General features: G+C 40.6%; 20 protein-coding genes. 15 read left to right on the top strand and 5 right to left on the bottom strand.

Features of this window, described 5'->3' with window-relative positions; translation table 11 throughout:
• Nucleotides 1–493 precede the first annotated feature (493 nt).
• From MN204_RS06730 to MN204_RS06690, 9 genes are all read left to right on the top strand, one after another.
• Nucleotides 494–1,504: an ABC transporter ATP-binding protein gene (locus MN204_RS06730; RefSeq protein ID WP_249870337.1), complete on the top strand. Its 1,011-nt coding sequence runs from the start codon at nt 494–496 to the stop codon at nt 1,502–1,504.
• Nucleotides 1,491–2,423: an ABC transporter ATP-binding protein gene (locus tag MN204_RS06725; RefSeq protein ID WP_249870336.1), complete on the top strand. Its 933-nt coding sequence runs from the start codon at nt 1,491–1,493 to the stop codon at nt 2,421–2,423. The genes MN204_RS06730 and MN204_RS06725 overlap by 14 nt, the downstream gene beginning before the upstream one ends.
• Nucleotides 2,424–2,430: 7 nt before the next feature.
• Complete coding sequence (opp4B, locus tag MN204_RS06720) at nt 2,431–3,393, top strand: oligopeptide ABC transporter permease (RefSeq protein WP_249870335.1); 963 nt, start codon at nt 2,431–2,433, stop codon at nt 3,391–3,393.
• Between the two features lie 32 nt (nt 3,394–3,425).
• Entirely contained in the window at nt 3,426–4,322 is an 897-nt protein-coding gene (locus MN204_RS06715) for an ABC transporter permease (protein ID WP_249870334.1), read from the top strand.
• 145 nt (nt 4,323–4,467) lie between these two features.
• Nucleotides 4,468–6,336: an oligopeptide ABC transporter substrate-binding protein gene (gene opp4A / locus MN204_RS06710; RefSeq protein WP_249870333.1), complete on the top strand. Its 1,869-nt coding sequence runs from the start codon at nt 4,468–4,470 to the stop codon at nt 6,334–6,336.
• A 115-nt stretch (nt 6,337–6,451) separates the two neighbouring features.
• On the top strand, nt 6,452–7,129 hold the full coding sequence (rpiA, locus tag MN204_RS06705; RefSeq protein ID WP_249870332.1) for a ribose-5-phosphate isomerase RpiA: 678 nt from the start codon (nt 6,452–6,454) through the stop codon (nt 7,127–7,129).
• Between the two features lie 90 nt (nt 7,130–7,219).
• A complete protein-coding gene (locus tag MN204_RS06700; RefSeq protein WP_249870331.1) occupies nt 7,220–8,347 on the top strand; it encodes a glycerate kinase in 1,128 nt (375 codons plus the stop codon).
• Nucleotides 8,348–8,524: 177 nt separating this feature from the next.
• Nucleotides 8,525–10,369 carry an asparagine synthase (glutamine-hydrolyzing) gene (asnB, locus tag MN204_RS06695; RefSeq protein WP_249870330.1) on the top strand — a complete coding sequence of 615 codons (1,845 nt, stop codon included), beginning with the start codon at nt 8,525–8,527 and terminating at the stop codon, nt 10,367–10,369.
• Nucleotides 10,370–10,599: 230 nt separating this feature from the next.
• Nucleotides 10,600–10,881: a YciI family protein gene (locus tag MN204_RS06690; protein WP_249870329.1), complete on the top strand. Its 282-nt coding sequence runs from the start codon at nt 10,600–10,602 to the stop codon at nt 10,879–10,881.
• Nucleotides 10,882–10,918: 37 nt separating this feature from the next.
• Here MN204_RS06690 and pflA read toward each other — a convergent pair whose 3' ends face one another.
• Nucleotides 10,919–11,671: a pyruvate formate-lyase-activating protein gene (gene pflA, locus MN204_RS06685; protein ID WP_249870328.1), complete on the bottom strand. Its 753-nt coding sequence runs from the start codon at nt 11,669–11,671 to the stop codon at nt 10,919–10,921.
• Nucleotides 11,672–11,715: 44 nt separating this feature from the next.
• A complete protein-coding gene (gene pflB, locus MN204_RS06680) occupies nt 11,716–13,959 on the bottom strand; it encodes a formate C-acetyltransferase (protein ID WP_249870327.1) in 2,244 nt (747 codons plus the stop codon).
• 294 nt (nt 13,960–14,253) lie between these two features.
• Between pflB and glpK the strand changes: the two genes are divergently transcribed.
• The 4 genes from glpK (at nt 14,254) to MN204_RS06660 (ending at nt 18,624) form a co-directional block, all read left to right on the top strand.
• On the top strand, nt 14,254–15,747 hold the full coding sequence (gene glpK / locus MN204_RS06675; protein ID WP_249870326.1) for a glycerol kinase GlpK: 1,494 nt from the start codon (nt 14,254–14,256) through the stop codon (nt 15,745–15,747).
• A 125-nt stretch (nt 15,748–15,872) separates the two neighbouring features.
• Entirely contained in the window at nt 15,873–17,483 is a 1,611-nt protein-coding gene (ggt, locus tag MN204_RS06670) for a gamma-glutamyltransferase (RefSeq protein ID WP_249870325.1), read from the top strand.
• A gap of 38 nt (nt 17,484–17,521) precedes the next feature.
• On the top strand, nt 17,522–18,100 hold the full coding sequence (locus MN204_RS06665; RefSeq protein WP_249870324.1) for a chromate transporter: 579 nt from the start codon (nt 17,522–17,524) through the stop codon (nt 18,098–18,100).
• Nucleotides 18,097–18,624 (top strand): chromate transporter, encoded by a 528-nt coding sequence (locus MN204_RS06660; RefSeq protein WP_249870323.1) that lies wholly within the window; start codon nt 18,097–18,099, stop codon nt 18,622–18,624. The genes MN204_RS06665 and MN204_RS06660 overlap by 4 nt, the downstream gene beginning before the upstream one ends.
• Before the next feature lie 261 nt (nt 18,625–18,885).
• Here the strand turns inward: MN204_RS06660 and MN204_RS06655 are convergent, their stop codons facing one another.
• Both MN204_RS06655 and MN204_RS06650 read right to left on the bottom strand, forming a co-directional pair.
• Entirely contained in the window at nt 18,886–19,671 is a 786-nt protein-coding gene (locus MN204_RS06655) for an HAD family hydrolase (RefSeq protein ID WP_249870322.1), read from the bottom strand.
• A 184-nt stretch (nt 19,672–19,855) separates the two neighbouring features.
• Nucleotides 19,856–21,550 (bottom strand): M3 family oligoendopeptidase, encoded by a 1,695-nt coding sequence (locus MN204_RS06650; protein WP_306798614.1) that lies wholly within the window; start codon nt 21,548–21,550, stop codon nt 19,856–19,858.
• 362 nt (nt 21,551–21,912) lie between these two features.
• On the opposite strand from MN204_RS06650, the gene MN204_RS06645 reads away from it, so the two are divergent.
• Nucleotides 21,913–22,104 carry a YwbE family protein gene (locus MN204_RS06645; protein WP_249870321.1) on the top strand — a complete coding sequence of 64 codons (192 nt, stop codon included), beginning with the start codon at nt 21,913–21,915 and terminating at the stop codon, nt 22,102–22,104.
• Nucleotides 22,105–22,237: 133 nt separating this feature from the next.
• A complete protein-coding gene (locus MN204_RS06640) occupies nt 22,238–22,522 on the top strand; it encodes a hypothetical protein (protein WP_249870320.1) in 285 nt (94 codons plus the stop codon).
• Nucleotides 22,523–22,602: 80 nt separating this feature from the next.
• Here MN204_RS06640 and MN204_RS06635 read toward each other — a convergent pair whose 3' ends face one another.
• On the bottom strand, nt 22,603–23,457 hold the full coding sequence (locus tag MN204_RS06635; RefSeq protein WP_249870319.1) for a CvfB family protein: 855 nt from the start codon (nt 23,455–23,457) through the stop codon (nt 22,603–22,605).
• Nucleotides 23,458–23,869: the final 412 nt, after the last annotated feature.

The raw sequence follows: 23,869 nt of genomic DNA, 5'->3' as shown, positions 1-23,869 counted from the left end.
ATTTATAAAATTCTTCACTTATAATTTGTAAGTATATTAAGTTTTTTTTACGTTTGCATTTCAGAGATGGTAGACTTAATAACTAGTTTGCAAAATTTCCGGGATAATATCGAGGCTGAGAAACAAAAACAGGAATTCTGTAGGGACAAATAAAAAAACTGTCATACATAGCAGACCATATCTTTACTTGGCAGTTAGTACAAGGAATGCCTGTCACCGAATAAGTATGTTTTCTAAACTTAAATTATCAGAAAAGTCACACATGAAACTGTTCATTTATTAGATATATATTTCATTCGCTCACTTTAAAAAGGTTAGTCTTATTTTTCTATATAAAAAGTTATCAGATTGTTCAGTTTTGAAAGTTGATATTTCATAGATGAATCAGATGCTTCCATACAGTCAGCAGTTTTTCCTGATGAAAAATTGTAACCTTCCATTAATTTAGAAGGCATTCCATCGTCGAATAAATAAATTCATTAGGGGGATTAATTTGGGTAACGAATTATTGGAAATTAAAAACCTAACTACATCATTTAGAATTGGTGACGGTTATTACGCTGCTGTTGATGATGTAACATTAACGATAAATAAAAATGAAGTTTTAGGTATTGTTGGAGAATCCGGTTCAGGTAAGAGCGCACTTGCATTTTCAATTATGGGGTTACATAACCGTGTAAAAATAGAAGGCAATATTATGTTGAATGGACAGGATCTTGTGAAAATGTCAAATTCAAAACTTAATAAACTGCGTGGAGACGATTTGGCGATGATATTCCAGGATCCGCTTACAGCGCTGAATCCATTGATGGAAATAGGTGACCAAATTGCCGAAACGTTACTCCTTCATAAACCTGATATGTCCCAGAAACAGCGGAGGACACGGGTAATTGAATTGTTAAACATGGTAGGAATTCCGAAACCGGAATATGTATATGGACAATTTCCGCATGAATTATCAGGTGGGATGAGGCAGCGTGTTGTCATTGCGATTGCAATTGCTAATAAACCGGAATTACTGATTGCGGACGAGCCTACTACCGCATTGGATGTTACCATTCAGGCGCAGATATTGGATTTGATCCGAGAGCTGAAAGAAGATATTCACGCCGGAATCATCCTTATTACACATGACCTCGGTGTTGTGGCTGAGATGGCAGATAGAGTTGCGGTAATGTATGCTGGACAAATTGTTGAAATTGCCGATGTTTACTCATTATTTGAAAATCCCCTGCATCCTTATACGAAATCATTATTGAATTCTGTGCCTGCAGAAGGACAGGATAAATTACATGTTATACAGGGTATCGTTCCATCACTAAAAAACCTACCGCGTACGGGTTGTCGTTTTGCTGCCAGAATTCCTTGGATTAATGAATCGGCGCATGAGGAAAATCCTGTATTGCATGAGGTTTCTCCTGGCCACTTTGTACGTTGCACATGCCATGAACATTTTTACATCCCAGAGGAAAGCAAGGAGGAACAATCAGATGGGGTTTCTTGATGTTGAAGATTTAAAAATACATTTTCCGATTAAAGGTGGAATTCTTAACCGTACGGTAGGTCACATAAAGGCAGTTGATGGCGTTTCCTTCTCTGTGGAACAGGGGAAAACATATGGACTAGTAGGTGAATCAGGATCAGGGAAAACAACTACAGGAAGAGCCATTATCGGCTTAAACGATATTACATCAGGCAGGATTTTATTTGAAGGTACGGATATAACGTCGAAAAAAAGTAAGACGAAGGATGTAAAGAAGGATATTCAAATGATTTTTCAGGATCCATATTCTTCTCTAAATCCAAGAAAACGTGTCCTTGATGTCATTGCAGAACCTCTTCGCAATTTTGAAAAGCTTTCCAAGCAGGAAGAGAAAAAACGTGTACAGGAATTGTTGGAGCTAGTCGGCTTAAGTCCGGAAAGTATTTTGAAATATCCACATGAATTCTCTGGCGGTCAGAGACAGCGTATCGGGGTTGCGAGAGCGATTGCATTAAAGCCGAAGCTAATTATTGCAGATGAACCGGTTTCAGCATTGGATGTTTCTGTACAGGCGCAAGTGTTGAATTTCATGCAGGATATTCAAAAAGAATTAAACTTAACCTATTTGTTTATAAGTCATGATCTGGGAATCGTCAAACATATGTGTGATGAGATAGCCATCATGTATAAAGGTCGATATGTCGAACAGGGCACAAAGGAAGATATTTTTAATCGGCCGCAGCATATTTATACGAAACGATTAATTGCCGCGATACCTGATATTAATCCAAGGAATCGTGCGGAACAGTTTAAATTCCGTAAAGAAGTACAGAGGGAATATGAACATTCCTACGATGATTACTTTGACAAAGAGGGTCTAGCATACGGTTTGCATCCAGTATCGGAAACACATCTGGTTGCTCTTCCAGGGAAAGGTTGATACGTATATGTGGAAATTTATTGTTAGAAGACTTTTAATCACACTTCCTCAAATTGTACTATTAAGCGTTTTAGTATTTCTGATGGCACAAATGATGCCAGGTGATGCTCTGACTGGACAGGTAGATCCGAATGTTAGTCCAGAGATTAAAGAACAAATTAGAGAAAGATTGGGACTTAATAATCCATGGTATGTTCAGTATTCCGATTGGGTAACAGGTATAGCACAGGGTGACTTTGGACAGTCCTTCCGATTTAAAATGCCGGTTACTGAATTATTAGGTCAACGTCTTGCAAATACATTTTGGTTATCGCTTGTTACGTTAATCTTTACATATATCATTGCGATCCCATTAGGAATTACAAGTGGACGTTATAATGATACATTGTTGGATCAGGCGATTACGGGGTACACGTACTTAGGTTTTGCAACACCATTGTTTATATTTGCATTGGTTATGGTTTGGGTGTTTGGCTACCAGCTTGGATGGTTTCCTACGAGCGGAAGTGTCCAGCCGGGATTGACACCGGGGTCGATGGATTATGTAATCAGTAAATTTAAACATTTACTACTGCCAGCATTATCAATGGCATTAATCGCAACGGTTTCTACCGTTCAGTATTTGCGAAGTGAGATTGTCGATACGAAACAAAAAGATTTTATTATTACCGCTAGAGCAAAAGGAGCTTCTGAATCAAGGGTCTACAACAGACATATTCTTAGAAACTCATTATTACCGATAGCAGCCTTTTTTGGATGGGAGATTACTTCCTTAATCTCGGGGACCATTTTCATCGAACAGATATTCGGATATCCAGGTATGGGTGCACTGTTTCTCGAAACCATTTTGTTACGTGATTATAGCGTTGTAACTGCACTCGTTCTTTTGTTCGGTACGGCATCCATTTTAGGAGCTTTATTATCTGATATTATATTAAGTCTAGTTGACCCAAGAATTCGTATTAAATAGAAACTCGATAGACTCTGATGAGGTGAATAATAATGGAAATCAATAATAGAATCGTGGGGGATCAGACGAAAAGTCCATCAGCAATGCTTATCCTCTGGCGTGAACTCGTTCGGGATAAACTAGCACTTCTGTCATTAATATTCTTAGTTTTAGTTACAGTTACAGTATTTGGTGTTTCTATGATTCTAGATCAGAAAGAGATTGTAAGGGTTGACTTGTTTGCGATTAATGAGCCACCTTCTGATGAATTTATATTAGGAACAGATTATGGCGGCAGGGATGTTTTCGGCCAGTTAATTATTGGAACAAGGAATTCCTTGTGGATAGGCTTTCTCGTAACATTACTTAGTGGAATAATTGGTGTAACCTATGGTCTTGTTGCTGGGTACTTTGGTGGGCATATAGATAATGTAATGATGCGTATATTGGATTTCTTCCTAATTTTACCGTTTATTATGATTATTATTGTATTTGTATCGATTGTACCATCTTATAATACGTTTACATTTTCATTAATTATGACGGCATTTTCGTGGATGGGAATAGCGAGACTAATACGATCGAAGGCGCTTCAGGAGAAAGAGCTGGATTATGCGCAAGCTTCGAAAACATTGGGCACATCTAACTTTAAAATTATCTTCACACAGGTACTACCAAATATAACGTCACTTATCATTGTGACGATGACGCTAAATCTAGCTGCAAATATCGGTTTGGAATCGGGGCTTTCTTTCCTAGGTTTTGGTTTTCCTGAAAGTACCCCAAGTTTAGGGACATTGCTCAGTTATGCAAGAAATCCACAAACGCTTGAATTCAGATGGTGGATTTGGGCACCAGCAGCAGTATTGATTTTAGTATTAATGCTTGCGGTAAGAAATGTCGGCGAAGCATTACGACGTGCAACCGATGCCCGTCAACGAAGGGGCTAGTTGCATTTTTTAACACTGGATGCTTGACCGGTAATTACATTGGTACCTACATCAATATATATTGATGTTGAGTATAGATATTACGCAAATTTTAATGCTTGCGTAATGTAAGAAAAAGAAGTAAAAAAAAAGGGAGGTTACAAGGATGAAGAAAGTTAGTTTTAGTAAGCTTCTACTAGCCCTAATGTTAGTTTTTCTACTAGTATTGGCTGCATGTAGTGGCGGTTCTGATGAAGAGACGGAAGGCACTGACTCTGGTACAGATACAGAAGAGGGTACAGAAGAAGGTACAGAAGATGGAGAAGAAGCTGAGGAGTCTGATGGGATATACTCCATTGACGACTTTAATGTCGATAAAACAAATGAAGGAGAAGCAATAGAAGGCGGTACATTAAACTATGGTTTAGTGTCCGATACGGTTTTTGAAGGTGTTTTAAACCGTGTTTTCTATGAAGGGAACCCTGACTATGAGGTGTTGAAGTTCTTTGATGAAAACCTATTGGCAATTGACAATAACTTCAACTACACGCAAGAAGGTGCAGCTGAATGGGACTTAACGGAGAATGAAGATGGAACTGTAACCATAACATTCAACATTCGTGATAATGTAAATTGGCACGATGGGGAACCTGTTACAGCGGAAGACTTATTATTTGCCTATGAAGTAATTGGTAGCCCAGAGTATGAAGGGGTACGTTATTACTATATTGAAAGTGTTGTAGGAATGGCAGATTATAATGCAGGAGAAGTGGATACGATTTCTGGTATCGAAATTGTTGATGAAAAAACATTAGCAGTTACTTTTGTAGAAGCAAATCCATCCCTTCTAGCAAGTGGATTGTGGTCTTCACCACTGCCAAAACATATCTTTGAAGAGATTCCTATCGAGGAGATGGCAGAATCAGATGCAGTACGTGTTAACCCGATTGGATTCGGGCCATTTAAAGTAGAAACAATTACTCCAGGTGAGTCAGTAACATACAGTGCAAATGAAGATTACTGGCGAGGTGCACCAAAGCTTGATGGTATTACACTTAAAGTTGTAGCACCACAAGTAGTAGCAAACGAGTTAGAAACAGGTGGCGTTGACGTTGTGGATAGTTTCCCAACAGATCAGTATCCTGATGTTGAAGAAAGCTTAACAAATGTGGAATTCTTAGGACAAATTGATAATGCATACACGTATATCGGGTTTAAATTAGGCTCATGGGACGCAGATGCTGGTGAAGTTGTAATGGATCCAGATGCGAAAATGGCTGATGTTAACTTGCGCCGTGCTATGTGGTATGCAGTTGATAATGATACAGTTGGTGAACGTTTCTATAATGGGCTTCGCTGGGCTGGTACAACATTAATTATTCCGTCATTCCCTGATTACCATGATCCAACAATTGAAACACCAAGCTATGATCTAGATGAAGCAAATCGTATATTAGATGAAGCAGGATATGAGGATGTAACTGGGGATGGCCTTCGTGAAAATCCTGATGGTGAAGAGCTTGTCATTAAATTTGCATCCATGTCTGGTGGCGACGTTGCCGAGCCGATTGCAAACTATTACATTCAAGCATGGGAACAAGCTGGACTTAACGTTGAACTTGTTGATGGACGTCTAATGGAATTCAACAGTTTCTATGATCGTGTAGAAGCAGATGATCCTGATATTGACATTTATCAAGGTGCTTGGGGTACTGGTACTGACGTAGACCAAAATGGTTTATATGGACGTACAGCAGCATATAACTATACGCGTTACGCTAGTGAAGAAAATGATGATCTTCTAGCAAGAGGTGCTTCTGCGGATTCAATGGATATTGAGTATCGTCAAGAGGTGTACAAAGATTGGCAGCAATTAATGGTTGATGAAATTCCTGTATTCCCAACTCTATACCGTTCGAAGTTAGTGCCGGTTAATAACCGCGTAACCGATTGGTCTATCCAAACAGAGTGGGCTTTGAATAATAAATTCCATGAAGTTGGATTAACTCAGGAAGATCCTGTATTACCAGAATAAAATTACATGGAAAGGGCTCGCTTTTGCGAGTCCTTTTTTCAATTCCTTTCATTTTCAATTTTGCTCACTTGGATCAATAGGCTATAATAGTGATAGATAAGAAGGAGGGGATTAGATGCTAACTGAACAGGAACAAATGAAAAAGGCGGTTGGAGAAAAGGCTGCAACGTTCGTGAAGGACGGAATGAAGGTAGGTCTAGGCTCTGGATCTACAGTCTATTGGATGATTCGTAAACTTGGAGAGCTCGTAGCGTCTGGGTTACATATCGAAGGAATTCCATCATCTAAACAAACAGAGAACTGGGCACATGAATTTGGCGTACCACTCACCGATTTTTCAGAAGTGAAGGTACTGGATATGACAATCGATGGTGCTGATGAAGTAGACCAAAATCATCAACTCATCAAAGGTGGCGGTGCAGCTTTATTTCGCGAAAAAATAATTGCCCAAGCTGCAAGAGAACTAATTATTATAGTTGATTCATCAAAAATGGTTACAAATTTAGGGAAGTATCCATTACCAATTGAAGTTCTACCTTTTGCTTGGGAACGCACTGCATACGAAATAGCCAAGCTTGGTTGTACACCACAGCTCAGAAAGAAGGATGGAGACATTCTAATGACGGACAATGGGAACTACCTACTTGATTGTCCGTTTGGTGTAATTGCTGATCCAGCTATGTTAAATGCAAGCATAAAAGAAATTGCTGGCGTAGTGGAAACCGGGTTATTTATCGGAATGGCAAATAAAATTATTGTTAGTGATGGAGAGAATATAAATATTATCGAGTAGAACGATGCTTATTCATTGAGAGGTGCTGCACGAAGCGGCCCTTCTTAAGAACCTTACTTTGAAAGCGATGTCATGTGTGGGGAGGCAGTTATGAACATTGTCATTGCACCAGATTCATATAAAGGAAGCCTTACATCTAGTGATGCATCTAGCATCATGAAGAAAGCTGTCATGGAGATTTACCCTGATGCCTTTGTACTTCTTAAACCGATGGCAGATGGCGGGGAAGGAACTTTGGAATCACTCGTAACTGCGACAAGCGCAGTAACTGTCACGACGAAATGCACAGGCCCATTAGGAAATCAAATCTCAACAACGTATGGAATAATTGATGGAAAGACTGCAGTCATTGAATATGCAAAAATAGCCGGGCTTTTCCAGGTTGCCAAAGCAAAACGCAATCCAGATCTCACAACTTCCTATGGACTTGGTGAAGTGATCCTGCACGCTTTAGATAAAGGGTGTACAGCGTTTATCGTCGGTCTCGGCGGAAGTGCAACAAATGATGGAGGACTTGGTATGCTCCAAGCTTTAGGAATGAAGTCAATCGATGCTAGTAACCGTCATACAGGCCCTTACGGCAAAGACTTGCTGCATATAAAAGAAGTTGATGTTACCGGTTTAGATAAACGCTTATCCAAGGTTCGTATCAACGTGGCGTGTGATGTTGATAATCCTCTTTGCGGGAATCGTGGGGCGAGTATCGTTTACGGACCACAAAAAGGGGCAACTAGTGAACAGGTTAAAAAATATGACGAAGCTCTTGATTTCTATTCGAATTTAATAGAGTCAAAGATTAATAAATCGGTTAAAGGGACTCCTGGTTCAGGGGCTGCAGGAGGGTTAGGCTTCGCATTTCTCGTTCTAGGTGCAGAACTTGTATCTGGAGCAGAACTTGTTGGGAACACAATGGACTTGGAGACAGCAATCCGAAACGCCGATTTTGTTCTTACAGGAGAAGGCCAGAGTGATGAACAAACGCTGTACGGGAAAGCTCCTGGTTATGTAGCAACACTTGCTAGAAAATATAATGTACCAGCAGTTCTGATTTCCGGCAGTTTAAAGGAAAACAGTGATGTGTTACGAGAAAGTTTTTCGGGTTGCTTTTCCATTATCAATAAACCAATTACATTGGAAGAAAGTATGGAAAAAGCAGATCAATACCTTTATGAACAAACAAAACAAATCTTCCATCTGATTTCTTCTATCAGAAAATAATAGATGATGTAACACCTTGGGGAACGCTTAGCTCTCTAGAGGTGTTTTTTCCGGTCTCTCGCTAGCCCTCCTATGTTTGGTAGGCTCACTATTGTTTTGTTCATAGAATTCACTTCCCGCCCAGTCTTTGCATACGATGAATGGTGACCTAGGTTGCATCAGAAAGGGTGATAGCAGTTGTGCGGAATTACTGGTTTTGTTGATTGGAACAGGAAGGCAGACACACAAAAGACAGTATTGGAAAAAATGACGGAAACATTGGCATTGCGGGGACCCGATGCAACGCAATATTGGCTGAATGGGCATACGGGTTTTGGACATAAGCGTCTATCGGTTATTGATCTAGAAGGCGGTAAACAACCGATGAGCAAGAAGCAGAATGGGACTACGTATACAATTGTCTACAATGGAGAGTTATATAATACGGATGATTTAAGACAAGTTCTTCTGCAAAAAGGCTATCATTTTTATACTACATCGGATACAGAAGTATTACTGACGTCCTATATCGAATGGAAGGAAGACTGTGTAGACCATCTGAACGGAATCTTCGCTTTCGGTATTTGGGATGAAGAAAAGAACCAGCTGTACATGTCACGAGACCGTCTCGGTGTGAAACCATTATTTTATCATGAAAAAGGTGGTCAATTTATTTTTGGATCCGAGCTGAAGGCAGTACTTGCACATTTCGATGTGGATGCTGAAATTGACCGGGATGGGCTTTCGGAAATTTTTGGGCTTGGTCCTTCCAGAACCCCTGGACATGGTTTGTTTAAAGGGATAAAAGAACTGCGTGGCGGTCATTCGTTAACTTTTTCAGCAAATGGTTTGAAGGTTTGGCGCTACTGGAATATGGTCAGCAAGCCACATCTTGATTCTGTGGAAGAAACAGCCGAAAAGGTAAGAGCGTTATTCGTTGATGCAGTTCAGCGTCAGTTAGTCGCAGATGTCCCAGTCTCTACATTTTTATCCGGTGGTTTGGATTCAAGTGCGATTACCGCGATAGCGTCTAACTATTTTAAAGAAAACGATACTGGTTCATTAGCGACATTTTCCATCGACTATGAAGGCAATGATGAACATTTTCAGTCAAGCAAATTTCAGCCTTCCAGTGATAGGCCATGGATTGAGAAAATGGTGAAGGATTTTGATACAGTTCATCACGATGAAATGATTACAGGAGATCAGCTTGCAGCATTTTTGAAAGAAGCTGTTGATGTGAGGGATCAGCCGGGCCAGGCTGATATTGACTCCTCCTTATTATGGTTTTGTAGGCGTATTAAGGAACATACTACCGTCGCATTATCTGGTGAATGTGCGGATGAAATTTTCGGTGGATATCCCTGGTTTCACGATCCAATTTGGGAAGGAGATGGATTTCCTTGGATGAGGTCCCTTGATTCGCGGATCGATTTACTGCTCCCCGAATGGCAAAGGAAGTTGGATCTCAAATCCTATGTACAAAAACGCTATGAAGAGACGATAACGGAAACACCAAAACTTGATGGTGAAAACCTAGAAGACGCAAGGCGAAGAGAAATTTTTTATTTGAATATCCAATGGTTTATGGCTCAACTGCTTGATCGTAAGGACCGGATGAGTATGGGCGCAAGCTTGGAAGTCCGTGTGCCGTATGCGGATCACCGACTTGTCGAATATGCATGGAATATGCCATGGGACATGAAAAACTTGGAAGGCAGGGAAAAAGGCATTTTAAGAAAAGCGATGGAAGGAATTTTACCAGAAGAAGTGCTTTATCGAAAGAAAAGTCCATATCCACGAACGTTTCAGCCCAATTATACCGAGCAAGTAGTAAAATGGATGGAAGAAATCTTGGTTGACCCTGGTGCAAGACTCTTTGAATTCATGAAGCGTGAAAAAGTGGAAGCTATTGTAAAAAGTGAAGGAAACGAGTTTAAAGATCCATGGTATGGTCAGCTTATGCGCGGACCACAACTTATTGCCCACCTCTGTCAAATCGATTACTGGCTTAGGAAATATGATATTAAGGTTAGTGAATAATGATGTGTTGAAGTCCTGCCTGGGTAGTGGCAGGGCTTTTGTTAGTTGGTGGGATGATGGCTGGAGGAGAGTTATGTGGGACATAGTAGCAGCAAAATAACTTCCGTAAGAAGCTATCATCAGCCACAGCCCCATAGACGACAATTTCCGACAAAGTTCAGGGAGTGACAGGCACCTGTTATCAGCGGTATAATGGGGGTATATTGTTAGAGGAGGAGAGGTTAGTACATATGAAATATTTTGCTGCGTTTTCACCGATGCTGGATGAGGGGAAAAGCCAGAAATATCGCCCAGACCATTTGGATTATTTGGAGAAACTTGGAAAAGAAGGTAAAGTCTTCGCTAAAGGCCGCTTTGCAGATGGGACTGGTGGTATGGTTATCTATATGGCTGAAAATTATGATGAGGTAGAAGCGATTGTGAAAAATGACCCGTATGTTGTTCAAGGTGCAAGAGGTTACGAGATTCATGAGTGGGTCATGACAACCGATGCGGTTTTGCCGGAAAAATAACTGTGGGACGAGCTACCAAACCAAAACAGCCTGAGAACTAACTCAGGCTGTTTTTCTTTATAAAACTTCTATTTAATATCTCCGTCGCATTTGCAACGCGTTCTTCTGTCGGTGGTTCTACGCCTTCAAGCGGATAGTCCAGTCCGAGAGCTTCCCATTTGTAGACGCCCATTTTATGATAGGGAAGGATTTCAATTTTTTCTACATTTGTTAGCGTACTTATAAACTCAGATAGCTGATTTAAATCTTCATCATTATCACTGTGACCGGGAACAAGAACATGGCGGATCCAGACAGGTATTTGTTTGTCACTCAAATAGGTTGCGAGTGAGAGTATTTGCTGATTGTCCATACCAGTAAGAATCTTATGTTTAGCCGGATTGATCTGCTTAATATCCATTAAAACTAAATCTGTCATATCTAACAGCTCATCCATCGACTTTAAAAAGGTTGGTGATTTGGAAAAACATCCACCGGCAGTATCGATTGCTGTGTGTATATTTAGCTTCTTGAGTTCTTTAAATAGTTCCACAAGAAATTTCACATGAAGGAGCGGCTCACCACCGCTTACGGTTACCCCGCCTCCAGAAGCTTGAAAGAAGGGGAGGTAATCTTTAATATCATCCACGAGTTCCTGAACGGTCATTTCTTCACCGTCACCCATTTTCCAAGTATCCGGGTTATGACAGAATTGGCAGCGCAGGGGACACCCTTGCATGAATATAATATAACGGAGACCGGGACCGTCCACAGTCCCGCATGTCTCGATGGAATGAATTCTACCTTTCATTCGAAAAACCTCCCCTTATCTTTCAGTTTCTGATAGTTACCTTCCTATAAGCTCTCATGGAACGTACGGTTAATTACATCGATTTGCTGTTCTCTTGTCAGTTTAATAAAGTTAACGGCATAACCGGAAACGCGAATTGTCAATTGTGGATATTGTTCCGGATGGTCCATCGCATCGAGTAATGTCTCTTTGTCAAATACGTTGACATTTAAATGATGTCCACCTTTAATGGTGTATCCATCAAGCATTCCAGCGAGATTGCTTTTTCTCGTGTCTTCCTCTTTACCTAAAGCTTTCGGGACAATGGAGAACGTATTGCTGATTCCGTCCAGTGCCTGATCATATGGTAATTTTGCAACAGAACTTAATGAGGCAAGCGCACCTTTTTGATCGCGGCCATGTAACGGGTTGGCACCTGGTGCAAATGGTTCTCCGGATTTCCTGCCATCAGGTGTATTACCTGTTTTCTTACCATAAACGACATTAGAAGTGATGGTTAATACAGAAAGTGTCGGTAATGAATTTCTGTATGTTTTATGCTGTCTGATTTTATTCATAAATGATTTAACAAGGTCTACAGCAATTTGGTCTACCCGGTCATCGTTGTTTCCGTATTTAGGGAAGTCGCCTTCGATTTCGTAATCAACAGCATAGCCATCTTTATTGCGTAAAACTTTCACATTTGCAAATTTAATAGCACTCAAGGCGTCTGCAGCAACAGATAATCCGGCAATACCGGTAGCCATCGTACGCAGTATTTTCTTGTCATGCAATGCCATTTCAATTCGTTCATAGCTATATTTATCATGCATAAAATGGATGACGTTCAAAGTATTGACATATAAACCAGCAAGCCAATCCATCATTTTATCGTATTTTTCCATTACTTCTTCATAGTTTAAATAGTCGGAAGTAATTGGATCGCTGACAGGTGCTATTTGTTCGAATGATTTTTCATCCACGCCACCATTGATTGCATAGAGCATTGCTTTAGCAAGGTTTGCACGGGCACCGAAAAATTGCATTTGCTTACCGATTTCCATTGCAGAAACACAGCAGGCAATCCCATAATCATCGCCAAATTGTTCTCGCATCAAATCATCATTTTCATATTGGATGGAACTTGTTTTTATCGACATTTTTGCACAATACTGTTTGAAATTCTGCGGTAATTTATCGGACCATAAGACAGTTAAGTTTGGTTCAGGTGCCGGTCCTAGATTATCCAGTGTATGCAGAAAACGGTAGGAGCTTTTTGTAACGAGTGGTGTTCCGTCATTGGCAATTCCACCGATGGATTCGGTTACCCATGTTGGATCTCCACTGAATAGTTCATTGTAGTCCGGTGTTCTAGCGAATTTCACAAGTCTCAGTTTCATGACAAAATGGTCGACCAGTTCCTGTGCGTCTTCTTCAGTCATCACGCCGTTTTGAAGGTCACGTTCAATATAAATATCTAAAAACGTGGAAACTCTTCCTAAACTCATTGCTGCACCGTTTTGCTCTTTGATTGCAGCCAAGTATCCAAAATATAGCCACTGAAAAGCTTCTGTCGCATTTCTTGCAGGTTTGGAAATATCAAATCCATAAGTTGCTCCCAGCTGTTTCAATTCCTTCAAAGCGCGAATCTGTTCGGATAATTCTTCACGGTCACGTATGATTTCCTCCGACATGACTCCATCATGACCTGTGGAAGCATGATCTTGTTTTTTGGCTTCAATCAAAGCATCTACACCATATAATGAAACGCGACGGTAGTCTCCGATAATTCTTCCTCGTCCGTATGCATCAGGCAGTCCTGTAATAATTCCCGCTTTTCTCGCAGCCCGCATTTCAGGAGTATATGCATCAAATACGCCCTGGTTGTGTGTCTTACGATAATCTGAGAAAATATGTTTTACTCTTTCATCGATTTTATACCCATATGCTTCAAGTGCATCTTCCGCCATCCGAATCCCACCAAATGGCTGAAGAGATCGTTTGAATGGTTCGTCTGTCTGAACACCGACAATTTTTTCCGTATCTTTATTCAAGTAGCCAGGCCCATGTGAAGTAATTGTAGATACGATGGAAGTATCCATATCCAAAACCCCACCATTTTCCCGTTCCTGTTTTGTTAATTCCATCACTTGATTCCAAAGTTGAGTAGTGTTTACTGTAGGTCCGGATAGAAAGCTTTCCTCCCCGGTATAAGGTGTTATGTTTTGCATGATAAAGTCACGTACATCAATCTCTTTTTCCCATTTTCCACTATTAAATTCTTTTTTTTGTTGAGTAGCTATATTCATCAATAACCCTCCTGTATAATTAATTGATACTATTAACTTTGTGAAACAATGAACATTTCCTGTGTTAATCATAACACATATATATTTGAAACAGATATATAAGTTGTTAACAAAGTGTGACAGTGAGTGCGCTTAACTGTACAAGCATAGGTAATTACATCTGTACTAGTATAGACTTGTAAAAAGACACAATTATACAACAGAAAAATAATAGGTAGAATAATTAAAAATAATCACTAAATAACGTATAATGGAAACAAGGTAACCTTGTACGACTGAAAAGGAGTGGCGATGATGGAAAAAAAGTACATCCTGTCCATTGACCAGGGTACAACAAGTTCAAGGGCAGTTATTGTTAATCATGATGGCATGATTGTTGAAACCGCCCAGCGAGAATTCGAGCAGTTCTTTCCAAAACCTGGCTGGGTTGAGCATGATGCGAATGAAATATGGAATTCTGTGCTTGCCTGTATTGCAGAAGTTTTGAGGAAATCGGATATTAACCCGAATGAGATAGCCGGAATCGGTATTACGAACCAGCGAGAAACAACGGTTGTATGGGATAAAACAACAGGTAAGCCGATTTATAAAGCTATCGTGTGGCAGTCACGTCAAACAGAGAATATCTGTAAGGAATTAAGGGAGAGTGGCCATGAGGAATTATTTCGTAAAAAGACCGGCCTTTTGATTGATCCGTATTTTTCCGGTACAAAAGTGAAGTGGATTCTGGACCATGTAGAAGGAGCTAGAGAAAAAGCTGACAACGGTGATCTCCTCTTCGGTACAATCGATTCTTGGTTGGTCTATATGTTTTCGGGTGGCTCCACCCATATTACAGATTATTCCAATGCTTCAAGAACATTAATGTATAATATATACGATTTGAAATGGGATGATGAACTACTGGAAATTCTAACTGTTCCAAAAAGCATGCTTCCGGAAGTCCGCGATTCCTCAGAAATTTATACAAATACAATGTCTTATCATTTCTTTGGTTACGAAGTGCCGATTGCAGGAATTGCGGGAGACCAGCAAGCGGCATTGTTTGGGCAAGCATGCTTTGAAAAAGGAATGGCAAAAAACACCTATGGAACAGGTTGTTTTATGCTGATGAATACTGGTGAAAAAGGGGTTGTTTCGGAGAATGGCTTGCTAACAACATTGGCCTGGGGAGTTAATGGAAAAGTGGAGTATGCTCTGGAAGGCAGTATATTTGTAGCTGGTTCAGCGGTACAGTGGCTACGTGATGGATTAAAGCTCATAGACAGTGCACCACAGGCTGAAGTTTTTGCATCTATTGTGGATTCAACGGACGGGGTATATATGGTGCCGGCATTTGTCGGACTCGGTACGCCATACTGGGACAGCGACGTGCGAGGTGCTGTATTTGGTCTCACCAGAGGAACAACAAAAAATCATTTTATTCGGGCAACTTTGGAAGCACTTGCATACCAGACGAAAGATGTTCTGGATGTAATGATAGCTGAATCGGGTATCGAATTGAAAACACTTCGGGTAGACGGTGGTGCCGTAAAAAATAACCTACTCATGCAATTTCAGAGTGATATTCTATCCGTCCCGGTGGAAAGGCCTGCAGTGCAAGAAACGACCGCATTGGGATCGGCTTATTTGGCCGGTTTGGCGGTAGGCTATTGGAAAGACAAAGCGGAAATTGCAAAACAATGGAAAAATGAGAGAACCTTCCATCAAGAAATGGAACAAGAAAAACGAGATCAGTTATATGCCGGGTGGCAGAAAGCTGTCGAGGCGACAAGGGTATTTAAATAGTTTGCCCGAGCAAGGTGAGTATGGTTCCTGTGAGGATACAGGGACAGGGGATTGGGAGAATTAGCAGGTGTTATTCATCAGACACCATCATAAATAAAACACATAGAAACAGAGGGGGAAATAAAATGTTTCGTACAAATCAATCAAATCCATATCCTATTTCACAAAAACCTGTTTATGCTAAAAATGGGATGGTAGCCACATCCCAGCCATTGGCTGCCCAGGCGGGGTTGGATATTTTAAAAAAAGGCGGAAATGCCATTGATGCAGCAATCGCAGCCGCTGCATGTCTTACTGTAGTAGAACCGACATCGAATGGAATTGGTAGTGATGCCTTTGCACTTGTTTGGACAAAAGGTAAGCTACATGGACTTAATGGGAGTGGAAAATCTCCAAAACGTATTTCCATTCATGCTCTTAAAGATAGAGGGCTCGAGGAAATTCCAACCCACGGATTAATTCCAGTAACGGTTCCAGGTGCACCGGGAACATGGGCAGAACTCTCTAAGCGGTTCGGGAAATTACCATTTAAGGAGCTTCTTGAGCCTGCAATTACATATGCAAGGGAAGGGTTTCCGATATCCCCTACACTCGCAAAGTATTGGAAAGCTTCCTATCGTTCGTTTAAAGAAAAATTAACAGATGCTGCGTTTGAAAGTTGGTTTAAGACATTCGCTCCCGAGGGAAGAGCACCTGAAGTTGGGGAAGTCTGGTCCTCTGAAGATCATGCAACTACATTACAGGAAATTGCAGACACAGCTGCCGAATCCTTTTACCGGGGAAGGCTTGCAGATAAAATCGCAGCTTTTTCATCTGAAAATGAGGGTTTTCTAGCAAAAGAAGATTTGGTAGATTATCAGCCTGAATGGGTCGATCCCATCCATATAAATTATCGTGGCTATGATGTGTGGGAAATTCCCCCGAACGGTCAGGGGATTGTGGCACTACAGGCATTGAATATTTTAAAAGGCTTTGAGTTTCCGGCAAAGGAATCGGTGGGTACCTATCATAAGCAGATTGAGGCAATGAAACTTGCTTATGCTGATGGGCTCAAGCATGTGACCGAAGAAAAACATATGAAACGATCTATAGAGGAAATCTTGAATGAATCCTACGCACAACAGCGCAGAACATTAATTGGAGATGAAGCGCTTCTTCCGGAAGCTGGAGATCCGTCGGCAAGTGGTACCGTTTATTTGGCAGCTGCAGACAAGGAAGGAAATATGGTTTCTTTTATCCAAAGTAATTATATGGGATTTGGTTCCGGAATTGTAGTGCCAGGGACTGGAATTGCATTACAAAACCGAGGCCATAACTTTTCAATGGATCCAGAACATGTTAATGCACTGTCAGGTGGAAAGAGAACGTTCCATACCATTATTCCTGGATTCCTTACGAAGGATAATCAGCCTGTCGGTCCGTTTGGGGTGATGGGTGGTTTCATGCAGCCACAGGGACATGTACAAGTTGTGATGAACACGGTGGATTTCAAATTAAATCCACAGGCTGCTCTTGATGCGCCAAGGTGGCAATGGATGAAAGGGAAAACCGTAGAAGTGGAAAATCGCTTCGCACATCATATTACCCAGGAATTGGCAGCCAAAGGACATGACGTTACCATACAGCATGAACCGAATAGCTTCGGTCGTGGCCAGATTATATGGCGAAATCCCGAAACCGGTGTATTGGTCGGTGGGACAGAATCTAGAACAGATGGTACCGTTGCAGCTTGGTAAGGACAGCTGACAGAATAACTTAAAAAGGTTTGTGACGAATGAAAACTCAATGGAATATATTTATCGCTTTTTTTCGGGTTGGTATGCTCGGGTTCGGTGGTGGACCTGCATCCATCCCACTTATTCAAAAAGAAGTAGTAGAAAAATATAAATGGATGGATAACGAGGAATTTGGTGATATCCTTGCGATTGGGAATACATTGCCTGGGCCAATAGCAACGAAATTGGCTGGGTACATAGGGTATCGGGTTTCAGGGGTGATTGGGATGATGAATGCCTTAATCGCTTCCGTTATTCCTACCATCCTATTGATGATTATTTTGCTGACTTCGCTTTCCGGTATTCGTGATTTTGACTGGGTACAAGGAATGACAGCAGCTGTAGTTCCGGTAGTGGGAATGATGATGGCTGTTCTTACGTGGCAATTTGCCAAAAAAGCAGGAAAAGGCTTCGGCTGGGGAAAAGCACTTTTGATGATTATCATTGTTTTTATATTGCTGCAAATGCTGAACATTCACCCCGGAATTGTAATTGCTGTGTTACTGATACTAGCTCTATCACTTCCGGTAAAGAATAGTAACGAAGATGTTGGTCGTAAAGAAGGTGACAAGTCATGATATATGTTCAACTCTTTCTAGCATTCTTTATACCTGGTATTCTCGGGTATGGGGGTGGACCTGCATCCATCCCGCTTGTTGAAAATGAAGTTGTAAAAAGATATGAATGGATGACCGTACAGGAATTTGGTGAAGTACTTGCTCTCGGAAATTCACTTCCAGGACCAATCGCTACAAAAATGGCCGGCTATATCGGCTATGAAGTTGGCGGGGTGCTAGGGTCAATTGTTAGTGTATTTGCAAATGTTGCCCCTTCCTTACTATTGATGATTCTTCTTGGCGGCATTCTATTAAAATATAAGCAGTCCCCGAAGGTAAAACGACTGACGCTTTTCGTTCAACCAGTTATTGCCATCTTGCTTGGTGTGATGGCATGGAACTTTTTGAGTGAATCCTATATTGGGATTGGGTTTGTTCCAACAGCAATTATTGTGGTACTCAGTTATTTTCTAATTGAAAGATTAAATGTCCATCCTGCCTTTGTCATTGCAGGTGCGCTTTTGTACGGTGGGTTCTTTCTGTAGGAACATTACTAACGGATATTTAGAGCATTTACAAAGACGAGCATAAAGGAGTGAGTAAACAAAAAAGCAAAGCCTTGTACCAATGGAGGCTTTGCTTTTTTAGCAGGTAGGAGATAATAAACTAAGTCTGTCACTCAAAGGTTGATAACACGGGATTCAGTGAATTTAACTCATATTAAAGCAGATTTACGTGTTTTTTCGTGAACCTTGAAATTACTCCGTTCATGAACTAAAGTGGTGCAATCTCTGCACCTCAACAATTTATTTTACTAGTCCGAGCTCTTTCAAACCATTGAATATACCGGAATCAGATACGGAGGTTGTTCGATGTTTTGCATAACGGAAAAGATCTGGATGGGCATTTTCCATTGCGAAACCTTCTCCGACTGCCTGCAGCATTTCTTTATCATTCATTCCGTCCCCAAATGCAATCGCCTGTTCTTTCGGTATATTCAATCGATCAAGGATCCTCGTGATGGCTTCTCCTTTATTCACATTTTTACGAATAATATCATACGCCATTGTTGCCCCTTCAATGTTCACTTGTGACATACGGATATTAGCTTCAATCTCATAGAAGGAGGCTTCTGAAGGTCCGATGTTCATGGCAGTCGCTCCGATAATCTCATCGGCAACATCATATGTGAACAATGCGTTTTGCTTTAGTTGAAATAGATCGTTAAATTGCTTTACATATGGATGGTCAAGTGATGTATAGTAGTTTCTGTCTTTCGTGTAAAGGACCATTTCATGATTGTTGTCTTTCGCTATGTCCAGAAATTTCCGGATAAGTAATTCGTCGATTGGCTCATTGATAATCGTTTGTTCCTGATAGACAGCATAGGCGCCATTGTAACCAATAAATGAATCGACATTTAATTCCCGGGCAAGGTCCTTTACTTCAATAAGAGGTCTGCCCGTGGCGATAAAAACTTCCATCCCATTCTCTTTAACTTGCTGGATGGCTGTCTTCGTTGTTTCGGTATATGTATGATCCGGTTTTAGTATCGTACCGTCTATATCCAAAAAAAGTGCTTTAAACGTCATGTTGATCTCCTTTATGTCAGCGATTTTAACCTCATTCTAGCATAAAAGGTACTGAGATTGTATTAATTCAGTATTAAGATTGCTTTCGACTGCCCCTTTTCGAGTATGGTCTGGATTGCTGGTGCTGTGTCGGAATAAATGAGGAGCACCCAAAGTTGGAGTGCTCCTCATTTATTACTTTATATTATAGAGCTGCATCATCCACTGATTCCAGCCAGGATTCGATTGTCTCGACGACTGTTTCAACCGAGCCTTCTTCAAAAGGTGAACGAAGATTGGCAGCTTCTACTAATCCAAGGAATGGTTTTGAGCCTCCGAGTTTACATAGGTTTAAATAATCTTCCCATGCATGTTTATAATCTTCAAGGGATTTTTTCCAAAATTGGAAGGCACAAATTTGGGCAAGCGTATAATCAATATAATAGAAAGGAACTTCATAAATATGTCCTTGGCGCTGCCAGTAAGCCCCGGAATCCAAATACGCATTGCCGTCATAATCCCGATGCGGCAAATAGATTTCTTCAAGCTTCTTCCAGGCTTCCTTCCGCTGTGCAGGCGTCCATTCCGGATTCTCGTAAATAAGATGCTGAAATTCATCGACTGCAACGCCATAAGGCAGAAACTGCAGGGCATCCGCCAAATGGGAGTATTTATATTTATCAGCGTCTTCTTGGAAGAAAAGTTCCATCCATGGCCATGTGAAAAACTCCATACTCATGGAATGAATTTCTGCTGATTCACTAGTAGGGAATATATATTCCGGAACACCGATGTTACGACTGGAATATGCTTGAAACGCATGGCCTGCCTCATGTGTCAGCACATCGACGTCACCTGAAGTCCCATTAAAGTTAGCGAAAATGAATGGTGCTTCATAGTCCTCTATAAACGTGCAATAGCCACCAGCTTCCTTGCCTTTTTTAGCTTCCAGATCTAATAGGTTTCTATCAAGCATGAATTGGAAAAATTCGTTTGTTTCCTCAGATAGTTCCTGATACATTTTCTTCCCGTTTTCTATAATCCATTCTGGTGACCCTTTAGGCTTCGCATTTCCACTTTTGAATTTAAAGTTCTCATCGTAAAATTTTAGTGAATCTACACCGATACGAGCTGCCTGTTTTTCATAAAGCTTTGTTGCTAGTGGGACAATAGATTCCCGGACCTGTTTGCGGAATACTTTAACCATTTCTGAATTATAATCGATCCGCAGCATACGTAGGTAACCGACTTCAACAAAGTTATTATAACCGAGTTTTACCGCAATTTCATGACGCGTTTTAACGAGTTGGTCATAAATGGAGTCAAACTTGTCCGTATGACTTGCAAAAAAACCTGCGCTAGCTGTTACAGCCTGCTTCCGGATATTTCTTTCTTCACTTTGAGCGAACGGTGCAAGCTGTGCAAGTGTATAGGTTTTACCCTGGAACTCAACTTCTGCAGAAGCAACTAGTTTGGAATATTCGGAAGAGAGCTTGTTTTCCTTCTGCAGCAAATGAATAATTTCTGGTGAAAATGATTTGATTTCAAAGTCCGCAATTTGAAATAATTGGGAACCAAATTGTACTTCCAGTTCCACACGGTAAGGTGATTTGATTAGTTCCTTATAAAATTCTGTGTTCATCGCTTTTATTTCGGGCTCAATTTCATCGAAATAATCCCTTTCCGCCTGATAATATTCATCTCTTGTATCAATAGATGCGCGAATATAAACGAGATTAAAAAGCGTCGACAGTCTGTTGCGGAAAGTATTAATCGCTTTTATTGCATCTGTGGCCTCGTTTAATGAATCCGCTTCCGTAAACGTGTTTAAAAGTTGCTTGAATTTAGTTTGTTCCTCTTGAAGTACAGGTCTTTCGTATGGATAATCTTGAAATTTCATTATTCTGATTCCCCCTCAATATTTATATCATACTATCATTAATTCGACTTACCAAGGGTTTATTCCAAAAATAAGTGCTATGTGGTTCCGGTATGCTCTAGTTTTAGCTAGGGCCTCAAGCTAGCCAAGACCTGAGCGCTCGCCAATTGAATTAACTACTCGCTCCCAAGGAGAGCGCTTTCCACTCGAATTAAGCACTCGTAACCAAGAATCAAGCGCTGCTTATTTTGAATCCATCTTAATCAATCGTGCTGGATATTATCTCCGTAAATAATGATTAAACAGGCTTGTAAACGATACAATAATTGAGTGCTACCTGTTATGATAGTAGTAATCCATAAAATGATAGGAGCCAGAAAATAATGATCGACGGAAGATACCGAAAAAATATTCATCCAGGACTGCAAGTTGAAATCGTACTGAAAAAAGATCAGCGAACCGGTAAGACAACGGAAGGAATAGTAAAAGACTTACTAACCAAATCTGAATTCCATCCACATGGAATAAAAGTTAGACTTGAGGATGGACAAGTTGGCAGAATCGCTGGAAAGTAACTGTTTTGTCAGTTCCAGGGGACTTTTGTCCAACGTCGTAACAATACGTTGAAAAGTGATAATTCGATTGACTTTGAAACTTTTCAATTGTAGACTATAAGTAGTGTAATTTAACTTAATTGGGGTGAAAGAAATGATACAGGCAGTTATTACAATTGGGGCAATTTTGACAGCAATAATCGTTGTTGCGAATATTATTCTTGTTAAAATGTCTACGAAAGAATCCTATTCTCCATACTATCCAAACATCTTTTTAGTAATTGTTGGATTATTGTTATTGGGAGTTGCTTCCATCGCTCCAAAAGTGGATTTGCTTGGAGCAGGATTTGGCGGTTGGGGAATCGCAGCCTTGTTCGCAGCGGCAATCGGATTTGTTATTACTTCCATTTTGGATGCTTACAGAAACGTAAATGCTTAACAAAAAACTGCAGAAGCTGGATAACAGCTTCTGCAGTTTTTTGTTGCTTGAAAGTCCCTTAAGCAGGCACAGTATGGTTGCTATTTTGAATACGTATTTCCATCACGTTGTTCAATTTTACCTTCTTTTAAAAGTCTACCCAATGCGCGTTTGAAGGCAGCTTTGCTCATTTGGAAAGTGCCGCGGATATCTTCAGGATCGCTTTTATCACTGAATGGGATTACGCCACCATTTACTTCTAGATGGTGCAGGATTGCTTCGGCATCTAAATCGATACTATCTTGTTTCAATGGACGAAGCGAAACGTTAATGGATCCATCATCTTTTACGTCAATAACTCTGCCTTCAACAAATTCTCCGATTCTCGGTTCCGATTTTCGCTCGGAATGGTGAATGAATCCTCTATGATTATCCGTTGTAATGATTGCAGATCCTTCCTTATCGGTAAGATAAACCGTTCCACTCACCTTTTTGTTAAGTAACTCTTCCGGAGCTGCGTCAACTTCTCTTGCAACAATACCTTCTGTTGCCGGTATTGCTAGCAACTTTCCTTTTTGGTCTCTGCCAAGGGTTACGAATAATTTATCCCCTTGCTTTGGCCAGACGGTTTCAAATAGCGGCAAATCGTCTTTGGAGACGAGCATATCCTTCGAAGTGCCAATCGATACGAATGCTCCCAATCGGGGAACGACCTCTACGACTTCAGCCCAGTCATATACATCCATCTGGATAGTTGGAAGCTTAGTTGTTGCAGCAATATTTCCTTTCTTATCATTGTATAGAAAGACTTCAATCTGCTGTTCAGTTTCCAGTTCACTTTCGGTTTCATTGTGGTGAAGCAATGCTTCATGACCATCTTTTACAAGTACATAGCCCGTATCGATTTTGCGGGAAACGGTCATTATCTCAACTGTTCCTGTTGCAAGTGTATTCATGTTTCAACCTTCTTTCTTTCATAGTTATATGTAGTTAACTAATTTAAAATCAGCCGTAAATTGGAAAAGGAGCACCCCTTACTAAAAGAGTACCCCTTTGTTTTAAAAGTAACACGTAAGATATTATTTTTTAATCCCGATTTTTTCGGGTGGGAAATTTTCTTTTCATCAATTTCACTTAACCGCGGTACATGTTCCACTGGGTGTCCAGCTTCAGTTCCGATCAACTTGCTTAGTCTGTGTCGCTAACCGGTCACTTAAACTTTTCACAGTTCTCTAACTTAAGCAACGTAAGCCCATCCTGCTCTTACGTCCTTGCGACCCCTTAGTCGCGCCAGTGTGAATAAGCATCTTCAAAAACATTGTAGAATGCCAGATCACTTATTGTTACTTTATTAACTTATCTATAATC

This window comes from Oceanobacillus saliphilus (genome assembly GCF_023522835.1).
Taxonomy (GTDB): Bacteria; Bacillota; Bacilli; order Bacillales; family Amphibacillaceae; genus Oceanobacillus; species Oceanobacillus saliphilus.
Note: the sequence above shows the minus strand (reverse complement) of the source record. Positions and strands in the feature narration are given on the sequence as shown.

Coding starts and splice junctions, on each gene's coding strand:
- MN204_RS06725 (WP_249870336.1), top strand. CDS start 1,491: ATGGGGTTTCTTGATGTTGAAGATTTAAAAATACATTTTCCGATTAAA.
- opp4B (WP_249870335.1), top strand. CDS start 2,431: ATGTGGAAATTTATTGTTAGAAGACTTTTAATCACACTTCCTCAAATT.
- MN204_RS06715 (WP_249870334.1), top strand. CDS start 3,426: ATGGAAATCAATAATAGAATCGTGGGGGATCAGACGAAAAGTCCATCA.
- opp4A (WP_249870333.1), top strand. CDS start 4,468: ATGAAGAAAGTTAGTTTTAGTAAGCTTCTACTAGCCCTAATGTTAGTT.
- rpiA (WP_249870332.1), top strand. CDS start 6,452: ATGCTAACTGAACAGGAACAAATGAAAAAGGCGGTTGGAGAAAAGGCT.
- MN204_RS06700 (WP_249870331.1), top strand. CDS start 7,220: ATGAACATTGTCATTGCACCAGATTCATATAAAGGAAGCCTTACATCT.
- MN204_RS06690 (WP_249870329.1), top strand. CDS start 10,600: ATGAAATATTTTGCTGCGTTTTCACCGATGCTGGATGAGGGGAAAAGC.
- pflA (WP_249870328.1), bottom strand. CDS start 11,671: ATGAAAGGTAGAATTCATTCCATCGAGACATGCGGGACTGTGGACGGT.
- pflB (WP_249870327.1), bottom strand. CDS start 13,959: ATGAATATAGCTACTCAACAAAAAAAAGAATTTAATAGTGGAAAATGG.
- glpK (WP_249870326.1), top strand. CDS start 14,254: ATGGAAAAAAAGTACATCCTGTCCATTGACCAGGGTACAACAAGTTCA.
- ggt (WP_249870325.1), top strand. CDS start 15,873: ATGTTTCGTACAAATCAATCAAATCCATATCCTATTTCACAAAAACCT.
- MN204_RS06665 (WP_249870324.1), top strand. CDS start 17,522: ATGAAAACTCAATGGAATATATTTATCGCTTTTTTTCGGGTTGGTATG.
- MN204_RS06660 (WP_249870323.1), top strand. CDS start 18,097: ATGATATATGTTCAACTCTTTCTAGCATTCTTTATACCTGGTATTCTC.
- MN204_RS06655 (WP_249870322.1), bottom strand. CDS start 19,671: ATGACGTTTAAAGCACTTTTTTTGGATATAGACGGTACGATACTAAAA.
- MN204_RS06650 (WP_306798614.1), bottom strand. CDS start 21,550: ATGAAATTTCAAGATTATCCATACGAAAGACCTGTACTTCAAGAGGAA.
- MN204_RS06645 (WP_249870321.1), top strand. CDS start 21,913: ATGATCGACGGAAGATACCGAAAAAATATTCATCCAGGACTGCAAGTT.
- MN204_RS06640 (WP_249870320.1), top strand. CDS start 22,238: ATGATACAGGCAGTTATTACAATTGGGGCAATTTTGACAGCAATAATC.
- MN204_RS06635 (WP_249870319.1), bottom strand. CDS start 23,457: ATGAATACACTTGCAACAGGAACAGTTGAGATAATGACCGTTTCCCGC.